Below are 16295 nucleotides of genomic sequence, written 5' to 3'. Positions count from 1 at the left end.
GACGCTCGCCATGACGGATCGCAAGACAGACAAGGGTTTGAGGGAAGCTGGCAAGGCCCCGCTGACGCCGCCGGTGTCTGCCAGCATGAAAGTCCGCAAGATCGGGAATTCGTTGGGCGTGATCCTGCCGCGCGACATTCTCAATACCCTTGGTGTTGAGGAAGGCGATACGGTCGATATCGTCCAGACGGAGGATGGCCGGATCGAATTGGCCGTAGTCGACCGCGAAGCGGACGATCTCATGTCCATGGCGGAAGAGATCATGGCGGAGAATCGCGCCGTCCTGAGGGCGATCGCCAAATGAAGGAGCCGCGATGGCTCGACAAGGCGTTCATCCTGCAAGTTCACGACAGACAGCTCGCCTTGCATGGCGGTGCTGGAGGGACACGCGATGAAGGTCTCCTGGATAGCGCCCTTGCGCGGCCGCTGAACGCGTTCGGCTACGGGGAACATGACCTCTGCACGCTCGGGGCGCTCTATGCTGGCTGGATTATCCAGAACCATCCCTTCATCGATGGCAACCAGCGGACGGGCTATGTCGCGTGCCTCACTTTCCTGCGGGCAAATGGCCTGAAACTTGTTGCGCCGATGGCCGACCGGCTCGCCTGGACGCTGATGCTGGCAGCGGGTGAAATCGATTACCAGCCTTATGCCAACTGGCTGCGGGAGAATACCGAGCCTGCCTGACGCCTCAAGGCCACTTCACCACGGGCGGCATGGAGGACAGGATCGAGTTCACGTTTCCGCCGGTCTTCAGCCCGAAGGTGGTGCCACGGTCATAGAGCAGGTTGAACTCGACATAGCGTCCGCGCCGGATCAGCTGTTCCTCGCGCTGCTCCGGCGTCCAGCTTTCGACCATGCGCCGGCGCACGAGCTGCGGATAGATGTCGGCAAAGGCGCGCCCGACATCCTGGGTGAAGGCGAAGTCTGCCTCCCAGTCACCGGTATTGTGGCGGTCGTAGAAGATGCCGCCCGTGCCGCGCGGCTCTGAGCGGTGGGGCAGGTAGAAATACTCGTCGCACTGCTGCTTCATGCGCGGATAATATTCCGGATCGTGCTTGTCGCAGGCGGCCTTGAAGGCGGCGTGAAAGTCGACCGTGTCCGGAAAATCCTCTTCGCGCTGATAGTCGAGCAGGGGCGTCAGGTCACCGCCGCCTCCGAACCAGCTGTCGGCGGTGACCAGCATGCGCGTATTCATGTGAACGGCCGGCACGCGCGGATTGTGCATGTGCGCGATAAGCGAGATGCCGGAGGCCCAGAACTTGCCGCCCGACTTGTCGGCGCCGGGGATCTGCGCGCGGAAAGCTTCGGAGAAGTCGCCATAGACGCAGGAGACATGCACGCCGACCTTCTCGAAGAGCTTGCCCTTCATGATCGCCATGGTGCCGCCGCCAAGGTCTTCAGACCCGTCGCCGCGCGTCCAGGGCGTTTTCACGAATCGGCCGGGTTCGCCGTGATAGAGCGGCGGCTGGGCTTCGTCTTCCAGCGCCTCGAACCGGGCGATGATGTCGCCCTGAAGTGATTCGAACCACGCACGGGCTTTTTGCTTGCGGTCTTCCAACATGAGGGAGGTGATGGCCGTTCTGCCGGCTGCGGTAAAGGCCACGATGGCCGCGAACGGCAAAAAACGCCTACGGACAGATACATATGCGACGCGATGCCGCTTGTCCGGGGCTGTACCAAATGCAGCTTCAATGGCGTCTTGGCGTCGCAGGCCGACATGCGTGGCTTGCATTGCTGGAGCGGGCGCGCTAACCGCAGCCGCAGACGTGCTCGGGGAGGGCATTTTTTGCGGCGTTGCGCCGCAATGAAATCCTTGCCCGATACTGTATGCATCTCGGAGTAATCCTTGGCCAGAGGACCGGAAGAGTGAGCGAAGCGCAAACGACTACCCACGAGACGATCGACGAAGATCGCCGTGATTTCATCCACATCGCGACAGCCGCGACTGCTGCTGCCGGCGCAGGTGCGCTGGCTTATGTGTTCATCGACCAGATGAATGCGGCGAGCGACACCAAGGCGGCATCCAGCCTTGAGGTGGACATCTCCAAGGTCCCGCTGGGCGGTGAGATCCGGGTGCTGATCGGCGGACAGCCTTTCTTTATCCGCCACCGTACGGAAGCGGAAATCCGCTCGGCCGAAAGTGTCGATGTCGGTAGCCTGCGCGACCCGCAGACCGATGACGAGCGCCTCGTGCCTATGCAGGACGGCTCGCTGAACCGGGCCATCCTGGTGACCTCCGGCAGCTGTACCCACCTTGGCTGCGTGCCGGTCGGCCCGGCCCAGGGTAATACGGGTGACTATGGCGGCTGGTACTGCCCGTGCCATGGTTCGCACTACGATACGTCGGGCCGTATCCGGAAGGGGCCTGCGCCCTCCAACCTGCCGGTGCCTGACTATCGCTATGTCAGCCCCACCGTGATCAACATTTCGCTTTAAGAGAGGACGCCAGACAGATGAGCGGACATCCCTCTACCTACGAGCCGAAAACCGGTTTCACGAAGTGGCTCGATTCGCGCCTGCCGATTGTCCGGCTGGCTTATGACAGCTTTGTCGATTTCCCGACGCCAAAGAACCTGAACTACTGGTACACGTTCGGCGGCATTCTCGCGGTCTGCCTGATGACGCAGATCCTGACAGGCGTCGTCCTGGCCATGCACTACACGCCAACCGTCGACGGGGCCTTCGCCTCGGTCGAGCGGATCATGCGCGACGTGCCTTTTGGCTGGCTGATCCGTTACATCCACGCCAATGGCGCCTCGATGTTCTTCCTCGCGGTCTACATCCACATGTTCCGCGGCCTGTATTACGGCTCCTACAAGGCCCCGCGCGAAATCCTCTGGATTCTCGGCTGCGTGATCTTCTTCCTGATGATGGGCACGGCCTTCCTCGGCTACGTCCTGCCATGGGGCCAGATGTCCTATCACGGCGCCAACGTCATCACCGGCCTGATCGGCGCCCTGCCGGTCGTCGGCGACAGCATCAAGGCCTGGCTGATGGGCGGACCGTCAATCGGTAACCAGACCATCCAGCGCTTCTTCTCGCTGCACTACCTGCTGCCGTTCATGATTGCCGGTGTGGTTATCCTGCACATCTGGGCGCTGCACGTGCCGGGCAACAACAACCCGACCGGCGTCGAAGCCCGCAAGGATCCGGAAGGCCTGAAGAAGGACACCGTCCCGTTCCACCCGTACTACACGGTGAAGGACGCCTTCGCGATTGTCGTCTTCCTGCTGATCTTCGCAGCCTTCGTCTTCTACATGCCGAACGTGCTCGGCCATGCCGACAACTATATCGAGGCCAACCCGCTGGTGACGCCGGCGCACATCGTGCCTGAATGGTATCTGCTGCCGTTCTACGCCATCCTGCGCGCCATCACTTTCGACATCGGCCCGATCGACGCGAAACTGCTCGGTGTCATCGCGATGTTCGGCTCGATTGCCATCCTGTTCGTGCTGCCCTGGCTGGACACGTCCAAGGTCAAGTCGATGCGCTACCGTCCGGTTGCCCGTCAGTTCTTCTTCGGCTTTGTCGTTGCCGGCCTGCTGCTCGGCTGGTGCGGTGCGTCCAACCCGGACGATCCGATCATTCCGATGGGCTCGGACAAGCTGGTGGTCAGCTACACCGATGCGAACGGCAACGAAGCCACGCAGACCTATGACGAGTACGAGCCGGCGGCGACATTCCGCGACCAGAAGGTCGAGGAAGGCGTGGATGCGTCCATTGCGGTGCAAAAGGCCCCGGCCTTCCGCTTCGTGCACCTCGCCCAGATCCTGACGCTCTACTACTTCGCCTACTTCCTCGTGATCCTGCCGCTGCTCGGCCTGCGCGAGAAGCCGAAGGACGAGCCGACTTCCATCCACAAGGCTGTGCTCGGTTCACATGACCGTGCAGCGCCTGCGCCCGCCGAATAAGAGGTTTGGACATGAAATTCATGCGTTTCATTTCTGCTGGACTGGGTGCGGCGGCGCTGGCCCTCAGCGCTCAGGCTGCCGGTGGCGCCAAGCACCCTCACGCGCCGGAAGGCGGCTGGGACTTCCAGGGCCCGCTGGGCGAGCTCGACATGGACAGTGTCCAGCGCGGCTATCAGGTCTATCGCGAGGTCTGCGCCTCCTGTCACTCGATGCGCCTGCTGCATTATCGCAACCTCGGTGAGCCGGGCGGCCCGTTCTACGATCCGGAATATCCGAACGCGAACGACAACCCGCTGGTGAAAGCTTTTGCTGCGCAGGACGAAATCCTCTCGACCGAGCCGAACGATGTTGGCGACTACGACTACCGTCCGGCGCGTACGTCCGATCCGTTCAAGTCACCTTATCCGAACGAGCAGGCTGCGCGCGCGGCCAATGGCGGCGCCTATCCGCCGGACCTGTCGGTCATCACCAAGGCCCGCGCGGGCGGTGCCAGCTACATCTACAGCCTGCTGGTCGGCTATCCGGAAGAGGCCGCGATCGCGACTGATACAATTGAGACCGAAGGCGAGGATGGCGAGACCGTCACAGAACAGCAGACGCTCATCGAAGTTGGAGAGATGGCCGTCTTCGAACATGGCGACAGCCATTATGAAGGCGAGCTCGTCCAGCCGGTCGGACAGTACTACAATCCGTACTTTGCCGGTGACACGACGCCTCAGTGGCAGGGCGATCCGCGCCATGCACCGCCCGGCGGCTTCCTGGCCATGCCGCCGCAGCTGACACCGGGCCGCGTCGAATATCTCGACGGCACGGAAGCGACCGTCAGCCAGATGGCTGAAGACGTTGCCGCCTTCCTGCAATGGGCCGGCGAGCCGAAGCAGACCCAGCGCAAGTCGACCGGTCTTGCGGCGATGATCTATCTCGCCATCCTGGCCGTGCTGCTCTGGTTTTCCTTCCACCGCATCTGGCGGAAGGTCGACCACTAGGGGCCTGCCTGAACCGTCCACGACATCAAGGCCATCCGCACCGTGCGGGTGGCCTTTTCCGTTTCAGGCATAGGCAGGCCTCGCGCCCATCAGTCGAAGGTGTAGCGCAGCGACTGGACGCCGGAGTACATGCCGTACATGCCGATGGCAGCTGCCGAGACCAGGAATAGCAGGAAACCGAAGGGCTGGCCGCGAATCCAGCCCAGCGTCGCCGCCAGTCCGCGAATATCGCTTTCGTCGGCAGTCACCCCGCCGAGCAGGAGAAACAGGCCGACCAGCAGGAAAAGCATGCCGCGCCCTGCAATCGCGAAGGCGATGAAGCCAGTGAGGGAGGCGGCCCAGCCCGAAAGGTCGAGACTGCGTTTCCACTGGCCGGAGCTTGCCCGCCAGGCCTGTGCGCAGCCAATCGCCATCAGCGTCATCCCGCCAAGGGCGACCAGCCAGCGCCCATAGGGCTGTTCCATCAGCCAGCGGGCAGTTTCGGCTGTCTTGCCGCCAGTCGAGCCACCGCGATCATTCTCGCCGAGCGTGACGGCGAACGCCGCAATGCCGACGAGCAGGTAACTTGCGCCGGAGGACATCATGCCGAGGCGCGCCAGCATGCCTTTGGCGTCACGCCCTCGCGCATCGGTATCGAGGATGGCCTGCTGGAACCGCCATAGCGCGTAAAGAAACAGACCGGCGGCGAGCGCGACCAGCAGGATTCGTCCGCCGAGCTGGGTTTCGATGGCCCGGAAGGCTTCGCCGGGGCTGGCGCCGTCATCCGGCCGGGCGCCAACCGCCCCCAGGGCGAGCAGCCAGGCCACGGCAAGATAGACAAATGCTCGTGCGCCGAGGCCGGTCCGCGCGATCCATTCCGTCGCCGGCGCAGGAATTGCCTTGTCTGCCATCCTCCAACAGACGCAGGGGCAGGCCTCCCGGTTCCCCGGCGACGGCCCTCACGCCGACTTGATTTCCCATCGCGGGCCTGCTTCTGCAACAGGACGCAGGACATCAGGGAAGTGACAGCATGAGCAAGTGGACAATCGGTGTGATCGGTGGCTCGGGCCTCTATGAAATCGACGGGCTGGAGGGGGCGGAGGCCTTGTCGATCGACACGCCTTGGGGCGCGCCGTCCGACCCGCTGATGCGCGGGCGCATCGGCGATGTCACGCTGGTTTTCCTGCCGCGGCATGGCAAGGGCCACAGGCTCACCCCGACAGCGGTTCCCTACCGCGCCAATATCGACGCCCTGAAGCGGGCCGGCTGCACCGATGTCCTGTCCATTTCCGCCTGCGGCTCGCTCAAGCAGGCCTATGCGCCGGGTGACTATGTCATGGTCGACCAGTTCATCGACCGCACCTTTGCGCGCGAGAAATCCTTTTTCGGCCCGGGCATGGTGGCGCATGTCTCCATGGCTGACCCGGTCTGTTCGCGCCTGTCCGGCCTGGCCGGTGACGCCGCCGAGCGGGTCGGTGCGACGGTCCATCGCGGCGGGACCTACCTTGCCATGGAAGGCCCGCAATTCTCCTCGCGGGCCGAGAGCAACCTCTATCGCCAGTGGGGCTGCGACGTCATCGGCATGACCAACATGCCGGAAGCGAAACTCGCCCGCGAGGCCGAACTGCCCTATGCGACGATTGCCATGGTGACCGATTATGACTGCTGGTTCGACGAGGTTGAGGCGGTCTCGGTGTCGAATGTCCTGGAGGTCATGCGGCAGAATACCGAGCGGGCAAAGCAGGCGATTTTGGAGCTGGCGAGCGGCCTGAACGGGGTCGAGCGCTCACCCTCGCCGCAAGGGATCGAGACCTGTCTCGACTTTGCGATGATCACCGCGCCGGAGGCGCGCGATCCGGAAATCCTGGCCCGGCTGGATGCTGTCGCCGGCCGCGTTCTGTGATCGTCCTGCTACAGCGGATGGCTGGCGGGGGCTTCAACGAAAAGGAATTGTCGACGCCCGAGTCACCATTTGCTAACCTTTCACCAAATCGGGTGAGAGATGATGAGCGGGACATATTTTGAGACCTTTCTGGTTGGCGGGCTGGGACTGCTCGTTACAGCCGCTCTGGCGATAACCTGGCTGCTCTGGCGCCAGGACGATACGCGCCAGGAAGCCATAAAGCTTTCACTGGAAGGCATCGGGCACGAATTCCGGTTCAACATGTTCCAGACGGTGCGCGAGCTGGCTGATGTCTGCGAGGGCCGTATCCGGCTGTCGCGCGATATTCCGGTGATCGAGCACCCGCAGCTCAATGCGGTGCTGGCGACCATCATGGCCACCGACAAGCGCCCGCTGGCCGCCGTGCAGGCGACCTATCAGGCCATCGAGGCGGCCAAGCGCCGGTTGCGCTATGCGATGGACCAGGGCGAGGCGATCGATGAGCCGCTTGAGGCTGCGAAGACCGCGGCGGTCAATGGCATTTCGACCCTGTATCTCTGGGAGAAGCATGAAGGCCGCCCGCCCGAACGGGCGCGGTCGACCCGCAGCTGGTGGGTGCGCGACTGGATGAAGAAGCACGGCTTCCACCAGGACCTGCTGCCCGGCCTGTACCTGCGCGATGCGGTGGTCGAGGACCTTCGCGAGTCCGGAATGGTGTTGACGCCAAAGCCGCTGATGCTCAGCGCGCACGAATATTATTCGCGCCATTATGACCGCAAGGCCGATCCGCGCGGGGTGTTCGGCAGGCGCAAGACCCCGAAGGCCGCGCCAGCGGCGATGGATGAGGAAGCCGAAGCCGATGCCGAGATCGAGGCCGATGCCGACTTCCAGCCGGCGCCTGAGCCTGCCGAGGCCGAAGTGTCTGCCGAAGCCGTGAGCGAAGCGCCGACGACGGCAGAAGACGAGGCGCCAGAAGCGCCAGAGCCGGAGACGCCGGTCTACGACGAACCAGCCGCTGAAGAACCAGCCGCCGAAGAACCGGCACCCGAAGAGCCGGTCGCCGCCGAAGCCTCGCCAGAGGAACCGGCTTCCAACGTGTCCCCGTTTCGCGATGAGGCCGAAGCTGTCGAGGCCGAGCCGGCCGAGGAGCCGGCAGAGACGGCCGTCGAAGACGAGCGGGCGGGCGAAGACGATCATGATGACGAAGAGGCATCGGACACCACGCCCCAGCGAGGAAGCGGTCTTTGATCGACTACAAGTCGAAGATCCGCACCATACCGGACTATCCCGCCAAGGGCATCATGTTCCGGGACGTCACCACGCTGATGAGCGACAGCGAGGCGCTGGCCGCCGCCATCGAGGATCTGTGCCGGCCGTTCGAGCGCATGAACGTGTCCAAGGTCGCGGGCATCGATGCGCGCGGCTTCATCCTGGGCGGGGCGATGGCCGTGCGGCTCGGCGCCGGCTTCCTGCCGCTTCGAAAGCCCGGCAAGCTTCCATATGAAACCTGGAGCGAGTCCTACGCCCTCGAATATGGCAGTGACGCGCTGCACATGCATACCGATGGCGTGGAAGAGGGCGAACAGGTACTGCTTGTCGATGACCTCATTGCGACAGGCGGAACGGCCGAGGCCGGCGTGAAACTGCTGCGCAAGGGCAAGGCAGATATCGTCGCCGCTACCTTCCTGATCGACCTTCCGGATCTTGGCGGCGCTCGCACCCTTCGCGAACTTGGCGTTGAAGTCATGAGCCTTGTAACGTTTACTGGTCACTGAACAGGAAAAGGACCGCACCCATGAAGACAGTCTCATCGCTGAGCGCGCTCTTTCTCGCCGGGGTGCTTGCAGCCTGCGGCAATGGCAAGGACGAACCGGCCCCTGATGCGCCGGCCCCGCCAGCCGAATCCGACGTGTCGGCCGGTGAATGGCAGGAATCGATCGCCAGCCTCCAGGCGCTCGCTGGCGAGGCCTTCAGCCTCGAGGACCAGCTGGAGGCCGACCTCCAGCCGATCAATGATGCGCTGCCCGACCTGCTGTCGATCAGCTGGGACGACAAGTCCCTCGACCCGACCTCTGGCGCGACCGTCTTCACGGGCCTGAAGGTAACCATCGCCACCGAGCCTGAATTCGGCATCCAGGCCGAGGAAGCAGAGCTCTGGGGCCTCAATACCGATTTGGTTTCAGCCCGCCTGCGGGGCGAGCGGCTGGACGAAACGGGCCTCGCCTTTAACCGTCTTGAAGCCCGCAACGTCTCCTATTTCGGCGTCGCGAACGCCTTCAACACGCTGTTCGATGCCATGGAAGAATCCATTGAGGACGATTCCGGCACCGACGTGGATTTCGGCTTCGACACCTTCGAATCCAATACCGCCGAGATGGTGCTGAGCAATGTCTCGCTGCGCCCCTATGAGCTGGTTCCCATCTCCGACACCTTCTTTGAAGACCTGGTTCCGGACGAGGAAATCAGTGATGAGGACCGCGAGGAGATGGCGGTTGCGACAGAGGCTGTGCGCCTTGCGCAGCAGGTGGTCGCCGTGGTCCGCACGCTTTCGGTCGAGAGCGGGGCGTCATACGATTCCAAGGCGACCTTCGTGATGGACCAGCCCGGCATGAAGCAGTCGGTCGATGTCAGCTGGGACTTCTCCGGCTATGAGAATATGAGCGGGTTCGACATTGGCCGCGTCGTGATGGTCAATACGCGCCAGGCGCAGACCATGGAATTCACCAATGAGAACGGCGAATTCGACGAGCTGAACCTTGAGGATGTCGAATTCGACCAACTCGAGACAACCGCCTACATGGCCTACAAGGATTTCCGGCTCGACAAGCTGGCCGGCTTCCTGGCGCGCGCCGAGTTTCCCGGTATGGACGAACGCGACCTGATGAGCCTCGGCAGCTGGGAAGCGCGCGATTACAAGCTGCGGTTCAATGATGGCGACGTCTTCGAAGTTGACCACGCTGAATTCAGTGCCGACCAGTTCGCCTGGTTCTTCCCCGAAGCGATCAGCCTCGACATGACCGGCGCACAGCTGGACATCCAGGAAGTCGGTGAGGTGGTGCTGGCCTTCATTCCTGAAGAGGCCGTCGAGGAGATGGCCGAGGGCGACGGAACCGACGAGGCCGAAGCGTCCGGCGAGGACATGAAGGAAAGCCTGCGCACAGCGATCAGCAAGCTCGAGGAAACCGGGCTGGACACGCTGCCCTTCGATATTGCGGTCAACTGGCGCTGGGGCGCCGATACGGGCGAGACGGCCCTCTCCTTCGACAGCAGCTCGGAAGGCTTCGGCACGGGCGCCTTCTCCGTCGACGTCACCCTTCCGGACTATGCCCGCGCGCAGGCCGCCTTCGAGTCCGAGGACAAGGAAACCGCCTTCGAGGAAGCCTTCGAAGAGGCGTTCGCGTTCCGCGGGGCGCGCTTCTTCGAGTCCGATGATGGCGGCTATGACAAGCTGTTCGCCTATGCCAGCGCGATCGGCAAGCTCTACCCGCAGGAAGGCTGGGGCGCGACGCTGGGCGGCATGGAGCCGCAGCAGATGCGCACCTTCATCGCCACCATGATCCGCGCTGGCAAGCAGCCGGCGACGCAGGAATTCCCGCCCGCCGTCGACTGGATCGAGTCGGTGGCGCAGTATTATGAAGCGTCCGGCGGCAGCATCGAACTGAAGTCGGCTCCACCCACTCCGGTCACCGTTGAATACTTCGACGCCCTCGATCCGGACGTGGCACCTGAACAAATTGTGGAGGATTTGGGCCTCTCGGTCACGCATGCGCCCGAATAGGGCAGCAAGGCGCTTGACCGGAAGCGCGGGGCGTCTCACCTATGGCAAAGACTGTTTTGACGGAGGGATGATGCCCCAGCTCGACTACCAAACGATGCCGACGCTTGACGACGAACAAGATGCCAAGCCGATGAGCGAGCCGAACGCCTTTCTTGAAGAGGCATTGTTCAAGGCCCGCACCATCCTCCTGACGGGCGGCATTGACGACAAGCAGGCGCGCCGCGTCTGCGAACGGCTGCTGGCGCTTGGGTCCGACAGCGACAAGCCGATCCTGCTGGTGATTTCATCGCCGGGCGGCCACGTCGAATCCGGCGACATGATCCATGACATGATCAAGTTCGTCGATGCGCCGGTCAAAGTGCTCGGCTCCGGCTGGGTCGCGTCTGCAGGCGCGCTGATCTATGCGGCGGCCAAGAAGGAAAACCGCTACTCGCTGCCGAATACGCGCTTCCTGCTTCATGAACCGCGCGGCGGCTTTGGCGGCCAGGCCTCCGACATTGACATCCAGGTCCGCGAGATCGTGCGGATGCGCGAGCGGCTGAACAAGATTTTCGCTGCCGCCACCGGGCAGCCCTTCGAAAAGATCAAGGCTGACACCGATCGCGACTACTGGATGAGCGCCGAGGAAGCGGTTGAATACGGCCTCGTTGGCAAGATCGTCACCAGCAAGAAAGAGATCACCTGACCTTCGGCTGACACTCAGTCAGCCATGGCAGCGTGCGGCGTCTTCTCATAGAAGCGCATGATGTGGCGCGCCGTGCGTTCCGGTTCCGAGAAGGGGAAGAGGTGTGCGGCATCCGGGAGGATGCGGTGATCGGCATTCGGCAGGAAGGCCGAGAGCTGCGCGGCGTTCGATGGCGGTATGATCCGGTCGCGCGACCCGGCGAGCACCAGCGTGGGTGACTTCACCATTGGCAGGAATGCCAGGCTCGTCCAGCCGGCAAAGGATGCGAACTGGCTGGCGACAGAGGCCGGCGTCGGCTGGATCAGAGTGTTGAGATGAGGCCCGATCAGGTCGCTGATCAGGTCATTCATGACGACGGCCAGCGGGTTCATCGTCCACATCAGGCGGTCGGCCATCCAGTCGTGCGGCAGCATGGTATAGCCGCTGCACGTGCCGGCCAGGACCAGCCGGGCGACACGGTCGCGATATTGCCAGGCAATCTGCTGGGCCAGCGCGCCGCCGATCGACAGGCCAATCAGGTCGAACTGGTAGGCGCCAAGCTGGCTGGCGGCTTCCACCGCGAATCGGGCGAGCAGGGCCGGGGGCAGGGGAATGGAGGTGTTCGCCGTCAGGCCGGATCCGGGCATCTCGATCGCGATGAAGCGCCGGCCGGAAAACTGCTCGGCCAGAGGCGCCGCGATTTCGAGGCTCGTGCCGATACCGTTCAGGAAGACGATGGGCAGGCCCTGGCGGTCCTCGTTCCAGACTTTCGCCCGCAACAGAAGGCCGCCGGTCTCGCACCAGTAGTCTGGCGGGAGCCCCCCTTCATCGAGATTGTCTGAGCGTGTTTTATCCAGCACCGGCATACCTTGGTTCGATTCGGACCTGCGCGGCTCCCACCAGGTGCAGGTCCCTTTGACAGGGTGCTCGAGTGCAAGAAGAGGACCAAAAGAAAAAGGGAGACCAGACAGGTCTCCCTTCAACACTCTACGCGTTTACTCTACCAATACAGGTAAAGTACGCACACTCGCGAGCTTTGCCAACCCTTCGCTTGCAAAGGATTGTGTAAATCCTGAACGGTTACATGGACGTAATTAACGCTGGCATTGAAAGTCAGGGATTTGCCCGTCCTTCAAGCCCGGCGGCAAATGCCAGGCGCAGGGCCGCCGACAAATTGTCGACGCCCAGTTTTTCCATCAGATTTGCGCGGTGTATCTCGACCGTTCGTGGTGAGATATCGAGCGTATTGGCAATCGCCTTGTTGGTCAGCCCGTCAACCAGACCTTCAAGCACTTCCGCCTCGCGCGGTGTGAGATGGGCCAGTCTTTTTTCAGCGTCCGCCTTCTTCAGCGCGCCGCGCGACTGGTTTGCCAGCTGTTCGAAGGCCTCTTCCAGGGCCTTCAGCAGGACCTGTTTCTCATAGGGCTTCTCGACGAAATTGACGGCGCCGGCCTTCATGGCCTGCACCGCGACGGAGACATCGCCATGCCCGGTCAGGACAACGACCGGCATTTCGCAGCCGCGTACATTCAGCTCCTTCTGGACGGCAATGCCATTCATCTTGGGCATCTGCACGTCAAGCAGGATGCAGCCCGATTCGAGACCGGGCAGCGCCTCAAGGAAGCTCACGCCATCCTTGTGGGTCTGCACACGATATCCCGCCAGCCGAAGCATGAAGCTCGCCGAATGGCGGATGGCCTCATCATCATCGATCAGATGTACGAGGGGTTTTTCCGATTCACTCATCAGTCCTGTCTGCCAGCTCGACGGTAAAGACGAACCGGGTCCCTGCCGTTTCCATTGGCATTGCTTCTATCGTGCCGCCATGGGCTTCGACAATAGTCTTGCAGATAGACAGACCCAGCCCCATCCCAGTCGACTTGGAACTGGCGAGCGGTTTGAAGAGCTGGTCGGCGACTTCCCGGTCGATGCCGGGGCCATTGTCCTCGATGGTGACCATGGCCAGGCCGCCGCTGACGCTGGCCGCCCGGATCTCGACCTTCGGGTCATCCTGGCCTTCCATCGCCTCGAGCGCATTGCGAACAAGGTTGATGATGACCTGCTGGATCTGGATCGGGTCCGCCATGATGTCGGAAATGCCTTCCTCGACGCTGACGGCGATCTCGCCATTGGTGCTGCTCATCTCGGCCTGGATGAGGGCGACGGCATCGCCGATCAGCGGGACCAGCTGTGTCGGGCGTTTCTCGATCTCCCCGCGGGAGACATAGTCGCGCAGCTTGCGCACGATCTGGCCGGCGCGCACCGACTGCTTGGCAGCCTCGTTGAGGGCTTCCTGCACCATGTCCATGGTTTCGGGGTCAGGCGATTCGAGCAGGTCGCGGGCCGCCTCGAGATAGTTGGTAACAACGGTCAGCGGCTGGTTCAGCTCATGCGCGAGGGCTGACGCCATGGTGCCGACGGAACTCAGCCGCGAGAAATGGACGAGCTCGGCCTGCAGCGCCTTCATGCGCGATTCGTTTCGCCGTTGCTCTGTCAGGTCTCGCATGAATGCCGTGAAGAGGAAGTGGTCACCGATCTTCGCTTCGCCGATCTTGAGATCGATCGGGAAGAGTGAACCATCGGCGCGGCGCGCGGTGACCGTCCGTCCGATGCCGATGATACGCCGTTCGCCCGTTCGCAGGTAGCGCGAGATATGCCCGTCATGCTGGGCCTTGTCGGAGGGCGCCATGAGGACGCTGACATTGCGGCCGAGCAGGTCGTTGGCATCATAGCCGAACAGGGTCTCCGCCGCCTTGCTGAAAGCGGTGATGATCCCGGCGTCATTGATGACGACCATGGCATCCGGAACCGACTGGAGAATGGACCGGAAGTGCTGGTGGAGCGCGTCAACGTCCATCTCCGCCATGTCGTATATGAGTTGCTGACGATCCAGCGCACAAACCTCCGACTTCCAGCTTACCGGAATGCGGCAAGCTGGACCCCGAGGTCAATACACGCAGGCGGCGGAATCTGCTTGTCATGACAGGCGCACGCGCACCAGGCGGCGGCTGAGCCGGTGAACAGGAAGCGCCAGGCTGAGCGTCATGGCGGTGATTCCCGCCAGCAGGGCCGGGCAGGCAGCACAATGCATGGCGAAGATGCCGGCATCCGGCGCTGCATTTCCTGCCGAGGAACACCAGGCCAGCTGCATGATTTCTGCGCGGGCATGATGGGCCAGCACCTGCGGTGTCGAAACCACCGTAGTGACCAGTCCTGCAAGGAAAAATGCGATCTTGTACATGGCTGCTCTGCCTCCCTGATGAGGCGGATTAAGCCACAGTGCGACGTGCTGGCCCATACGTAGGAGCCCGTATAACCAAACTGGACGGTCCCGGATAATCCCTCGAACACGCACCCAACCTGCTGTAATGGTTAATGCGGGTTCATTGATTGAGGGGAAGGGAAATTGAGCACGACCACACTCCGAAAGGGTGGCATGGATACGAGCACGGTCATTGTGGCCACAATGCTCGGCATCTTCGCCATTCTCGCCGTCTTCATAGCCGGCAACGCCACGGATCGTCTCATGGGTATCCATGCGACAGTCTTCTTCGCCGCCGTCGCCGCCTGGCTGCTCGGCATTGGTCTCTGGGCAGGCAAGCTCGGCGACCGTGATCCGTTCGACCAGACGAAGTATGAAGATACGCTCGTCAAGTTCGGCATTTTCACATCGATGTTCTGGGGCATCGCCGGCTTCCTCGTCGGCATCGTGATTGCCCTGCAGCTGACCTGGCCGAACATCTTCTATTTCGAGCAATGGGGCTTCACCAATTTCGGCCGCCTGCGCCCGCTGCACACCTCTGCGGTGATTTTTGCGTTTGGCGGCAACGTGCTGCTGGCGACCAGCTTTCACGTTGTCCAGCGCACCACGCGGGCGCGCCTGTTCGGGGGCATGCTTCCCTGGTTCGTGTTCTGGGGCTACCAGCTCTTCATCGTCATTGCCGCGACCGGCTATCTGATGGGCATCACCCAGTCGAAGGAATATGCCGAGCCGGAGTGGTATGCCGACCTGTGGCTGACCGTGGTCTGGGTGGCCTATCTCCTCGTCTTCCTCGGCACGCTGTGGAAGCGCAAGGAGCCGCATATCTATGTGGCGAACTGGTTCTACCTGTCCTTCATCGTGACCATCGCGATGCTGCACATCGTCAACAATTTGTCGCTGCCGGTCTCGCTCGGCTCCTCGAAGAGCTACCAGCTGTTCGCGGGCGTGCAGGATGCGCTGACCCAGTGGTGGTATGGCCACAACGCCGTCGGCTTCTTCCTGACGACCGGCTTCCTGGCGATCATGTACTACTTCATTCCGAAGCGGGTTGAGCGTCCGGTCTATTCCTACCGGCTGTCCATCGTGCACTTCTGGTCGCTGATCTTCATCTATATCTGGGCCGGGCCGCACCACCTGCATTACACCGCGCTGCCGCAATGGGCGCAGACGCTGGGCATGACCTTCTCGATCATGCTGTGGATGCCGAGCTGGGGTGGCATGATCAACGGTGTGATGACCCTGTCGGGCGCGTGGGACAAGCTGCGCACCGACCCGGTTGTCCGCATGATGATCGTCTCGTTGGCCTTCTACGGCATGTCGACCTTCGAAGGCCCGCTGATGTCGGTCCGCGCCGTGAACTCGCTCAGCCACTATACCGAATGGGGCATCGGCCACGTGCACTCCGGTGCGCTCGGCTGGGTTGGCTTCATCTCCTTCGGCGCGCTCTACTGCCTCACGCAGTGGCTGTGGAAGCGCAAGAGCCTCTACTCGGTCGCCCTGGTCGAGTGGCACTTCTGGCTCGCGACAATCGGGATCGTCTTCTACATGGTCTCGATGTGGTTCGCCGGCATTACCGAAGGTCTGATGTGGCGCGCCTATAACGAGTTCGGCTTCCTGGAATACTCCTTCGTGGAGACCGTCGAAGCCAAGCATATCAGCTACATCATCCGGATGGCGGGCGGTCTGCTCTACTTCTCCGGGGCGGCGATCATGGTCTACAACCTGGTCCGCACAGCCATCGGACATGAGCGTATCAACCAGCCGGCCAGTGCGCCGTCGGTCAGCAGTCCGCCGGCCGCTGCATCCCTCCAACCTGCTGAATAGGAGCCT

The 16295-nt window shown here is 62.5% G+C and carries 17 protein-coding genes; 11 read left to right on the top strand and 6 right to left on the bottom strand.

The window, feature by feature from the left end:
- The first annotated feature begins 10 nt into the window (after positions 1 to 10).
- Complete coding sequence (locus tag D1227_RS08755) at positions 11 to 304, top strand: AbrB/MazE/SpoVT family DNA-binding domain-containing protein (RefSeq protein ID WP_407646990.1); 294 nt, start codon at positions 11 to 13, stop codon at positions 302 to 304.
- Positions 301 to 687 (top strand): type II toxin-antitoxin system death-on-curing family toxin, encoded by a 387-nt coding sequence (locus D1227_RS08750; RefSeq protein ID WP_119377371.1) that lies wholly within the window; start codon positions 301 to 303, stop codon positions 685 to 687. The genes D1227_RS08755 and D1227_RS08750 overlap by 4 nt, the downstream gene beginning before the upstream one ends.
- Before the next feature lie 4 nt (positions 688 to 691).
- On the opposite strand, the gene hemF is transcribed toward D1227_RS08750, so the two are convergent.
- Complete coding sequence (hemF, locus tag D1227_RS08745) at positions 692 to 1564, bottom strand: oxygen-dependent coproporphyrinogen oxidase (protein WP_119377847.1); 873 nt, start codon at positions 1562 to 1564, stop codon at positions 692 to 694.
- 305 nt (positions 1565 to 1869) lie between these two features.
- Here hemF and petA point away from each other — a divergent pair, with 305 nt between their 5' ends.
- Genes petA through D1227_RS08730 form a run of 3 tightly spaced genes read left to right on the top strand, consistent with a single transcriptional unit; the run spans position 1870 to position 4900 of the window.
- Complete coding sequence (gene petA / locus D1227_RS08740) at positions 1870 to 2439, top strand: ubiquinol-cytochrome c reductase iron-sulfur subunit (protein ID WP_119377370.1); 570 nt, start codon at positions 1870 to 1872, stop codon at positions 2437 to 2439.
- Between the two features lie 17 nt (positions 2440 to 2456).
- Positions 2457 to 3914 (top strand): cytochrome b, encoded by a 1458-nt coding sequence (locus D1227_RS08735; RefSeq protein ID WP_119377369.1) that lies wholly within the window; start codon positions 2457 to 2459, stop codon positions 3912 to 3914.
- Positions 3915 to 3925: 11 nt separating this feature from the next.
- Complete coding sequence (locus D1227_RS08730) at positions 3926 to 4900, top strand: cytochrome c1 (protein ID WP_119404549.1); 975 nt, start codon at positions 3926 to 3928, stop codon at positions 4898 to 4900.
- Between the two features lie 89 nt (positions 4901 to 4989).
- On the opposite strand, the gene D1227_RS08725 is transcribed toward D1227_RS08730, so the two are convergent.
- Positions 4990 to 5790, bottom strand: a complete 801-nt coding sequence (locus D1227_RS08725) for a DUF1206 domain-containing protein (RefSeq protein ID WP_119404548.1) — start codon at positions 5788 to 5790, stop codon at positions 4990 to 4992.
- A 119-nt stretch (positions 5791 to 5909) separates the two neighbouring features.
- Here D1227_RS08725 and D1227_RS08720 point away from each other — a divergent pair, with 119 nt between their 5' ends.
- From D1227_RS08720 to D1227_RS08700, 5 genes are all read left to right on the top strand, one after another.
- Complete coding sequence (locus tag D1227_RS08720; RefSeq protein WP_119404547.1) at positions 5910 to 6782, top strand: S-methyl-5'-thioadenosine phosphorylase; 873 nt, start codon at positions 5910 to 5912, stop codon at positions 6780 to 6782.
- Between the two features lie 102 nt (positions 6783 to 6884).
- Positions 6885 to 8009 carry a hypothetical protein gene (locus tag D1227_RS08715; protein ID WP_119404546.1) on the top strand — a complete coding sequence of 375 codons (1125 nt, stop codon included), beginning with the start codon at positions 6885 to 6887 and terminating at the stop codon, positions 8007 to 8009.
- Entirely contained in the window at positions 8009 to 8536 is a 528-nt protein-coding gene (locus tag D1227_RS08710; protein WP_119404569.1) for an adenine phosphoribosyltransferase, read from the top strand. The genes D1227_RS08715 and D1227_RS08710 overlap by 1 nt, the downstream gene beginning before the upstream one ends.
- A 20-nt stretch (positions 8537 to 8556) precedes the next feature.
- A complete protein-coding gene (locus tag D1227_RS08705) occupies positions 8557 to 10539 on the top strand; it encodes a hypothetical protein (protein ID WP_119404545.1) in 1983 nt (660 codons plus the stop codon).
- Between the two features lie 94 nt (positions 10540 to 10633).
- Positions 10634 to 11224 (top strand): ATP-dependent Clp protease proteolytic subunit, encoded by a 591-nt coding sequence (locus tag D1227_RS08700; RefSeq protein WP_119377845.1) that lies wholly within the window; start codon positions 10634 to 10636, stop codon positions 11222 to 11224.
- Between the two features lie 14 nt (positions 11225 to 11238).
- On the opposite strand, the gene D1227_RS08695 is transcribed toward D1227_RS08700, so the two are convergent.
- The 4 genes from D1227_RS08695 to D1227_RS08680 all read right to left on the bottom strand — a co-directional run bounded on the left by D1227_RS08695 (position 11239) and on the right by D1227_RS08680 (position 14444).
- Positions 11239 to 12063 (bottom strand): alpha/beta fold hydrolase, encoded by an 825-nt coding sequence (locus D1227_RS08695; protein ID WP_158586610.1) that lies wholly within the window; start codon positions 12061 to 12063, stop codon positions 11239 to 11241.
- A gap of 253 nt (positions 12064 to 12316) precedes the next feature.
- A complete protein-coding gene (locus D1227_RS08690) occupies positions 12317 to 12949 on the bottom strand; it encodes a response regulator transcription factor (protein ID WP_119377362.1) in 633 nt (210 codons plus the stop codon).
- Positions 12942 to 14069, bottom strand: a complete 1128-nt coding sequence (locus D1227_RS08685) for a sensor histidine kinase (protein WP_119377361.1) — start codon at positions 14067 to 14069, stop codon at positions 12942 to 12944. Before D1227_RS08685 ends, D1227_RS08690 begins: the two co-directional genes overlap by 8 nt.
- A 111-nt stretch (positions 14070 to 14180) precedes the next feature.
- Positions 14181 to 14444, bottom strand: a complete 264-nt coding sequence (locus tag D1227_RS08680; protein WP_119377360.1) for a hypothetical protein — start codon at positions 14442 to 14444, stop codon at positions 14181 to 14183.
- A gap of 195 nt (positions 14445 to 14639) precedes the next feature.
- Between D1227_RS08680 and ccoN the strand changes: the two genes are divergently transcribed.
- A complete protein-coding gene (gene ccoN / locus D1227_RS08675) occupies positions 14640 to 16289 on the top strand; it encodes a cytochrome-c oxidase, cbb3-type subunit I (RefSeq protein ID WP_119377359.1) in 1650 nt (549 codons plus the stop codon).
- Positions 16290 to 16295 lie beyond the last annotated feature (6 nt).

It is taken from the genome of Henriciella mobilis (genome assembly GCF_003576315.1).
Taxonomy (GTDB): domain Bacteria; phylum Pseudomonadota; class Alphaproteobacteria; order Caulobacterales; family Hyphomonadaceae; genus Henriciella; species Henriciella mobilis.
This window is presented reverse-complemented; position numbering and strand designations above follow the sequence as displayed.

Coding starts and splice junctions, on each gene's coding strand:
- D1227_RS08725 (WP_119404548.1), bottom strand. CDS start 5,790: ATGGCAGACAAGGCAATTCCTGCGCCGGCGACGGAATGGATCGCGCGG.
- ccoN (WP_119377359.1), top strand. CDS start 14,640: ATGGATACGAGCACGGTCATTGTGGCCACAATGCTCGGCATCTTCGCC.
- D1227_RS08705 (WP_119404545.1), top strand. CDS start 8,557: ATGAAGACAGTCTCATCGCTGAGCGCGCTCTTTCTCGCCGGGGTGCTT.
- D1227_RS08680 (WP_119377360.1), bottom strand. CDS start 14,444: ATGTACAAGATCGCATTTTTCCTTGCAGGACTGGTCACTACGGTGGTT.
- D1227_RS08750 (WP_119377371.1), top strand. CDS start 301: ATGAAGGAGCCGCGATGGCTCGACAAGGCGTTCATCCTGCAAGTTCAC.
- D1227_RS08755 (WP_407646990.1), top strand. CDS start 11: ATGACGGATCGCAAGACAGACAAGGGTTTGAGGGAAGCTGGCAAGGCC.
- D1227_RS08715 (WP_119404546.1), top strand. CDS start 6,885: ATGAGCGGGACATATTTTGAGACCTTTCTGGTTGGCGGGCTGGGACTG.
- hemF (WP_119377847.1), bottom strand. CDS start 1,564: ATGTTGGAAGACCGCAAGCAAAAAGCCCGTGCGTGGTTCGAATCACTT.
- D1227_RS08685 (WP_119377361.1), bottom strand. CDS start 14,069: ATGGCGGAGATGGACGTTGACGCGCTCCACCAGCACTTCCGGTCCATT.
- D1227_RS08735 (WP_119377369.1), top strand. CDS start 2,457: ATGAGCGGACATCCCTCTACCTACGAGCCGAAAACCGGTTTCACGAAG.
- D1227_RS08690 (WP_119377362.1), bottom strand. CDS start 12,949: ATGAGTGAATCGGAAAAACCCCTCGTACATCTGATCGATGATGATGAG.
- D1227_RS08730 (WP_119404549.1), top strand. CDS start 3,926: ATGAAATTCATGCGTTTCATTTCTGCTGGACTGGGTGCGGCGGCGCTG.
- D1227_RS08720 (WP_119404547.1), top strand. CDS start 5,910: ATGAGCAAGTGGACAATCGGTGTGATCGGTGGCTCGGGCCTCTATGAA.
- D1227_RS08700 (WP_119377845.1), top strand. CDS start 10,634: ATGCCGACGCTTGACGACGAACAAGATGCCAAGCCGATGAGCGAGCCG.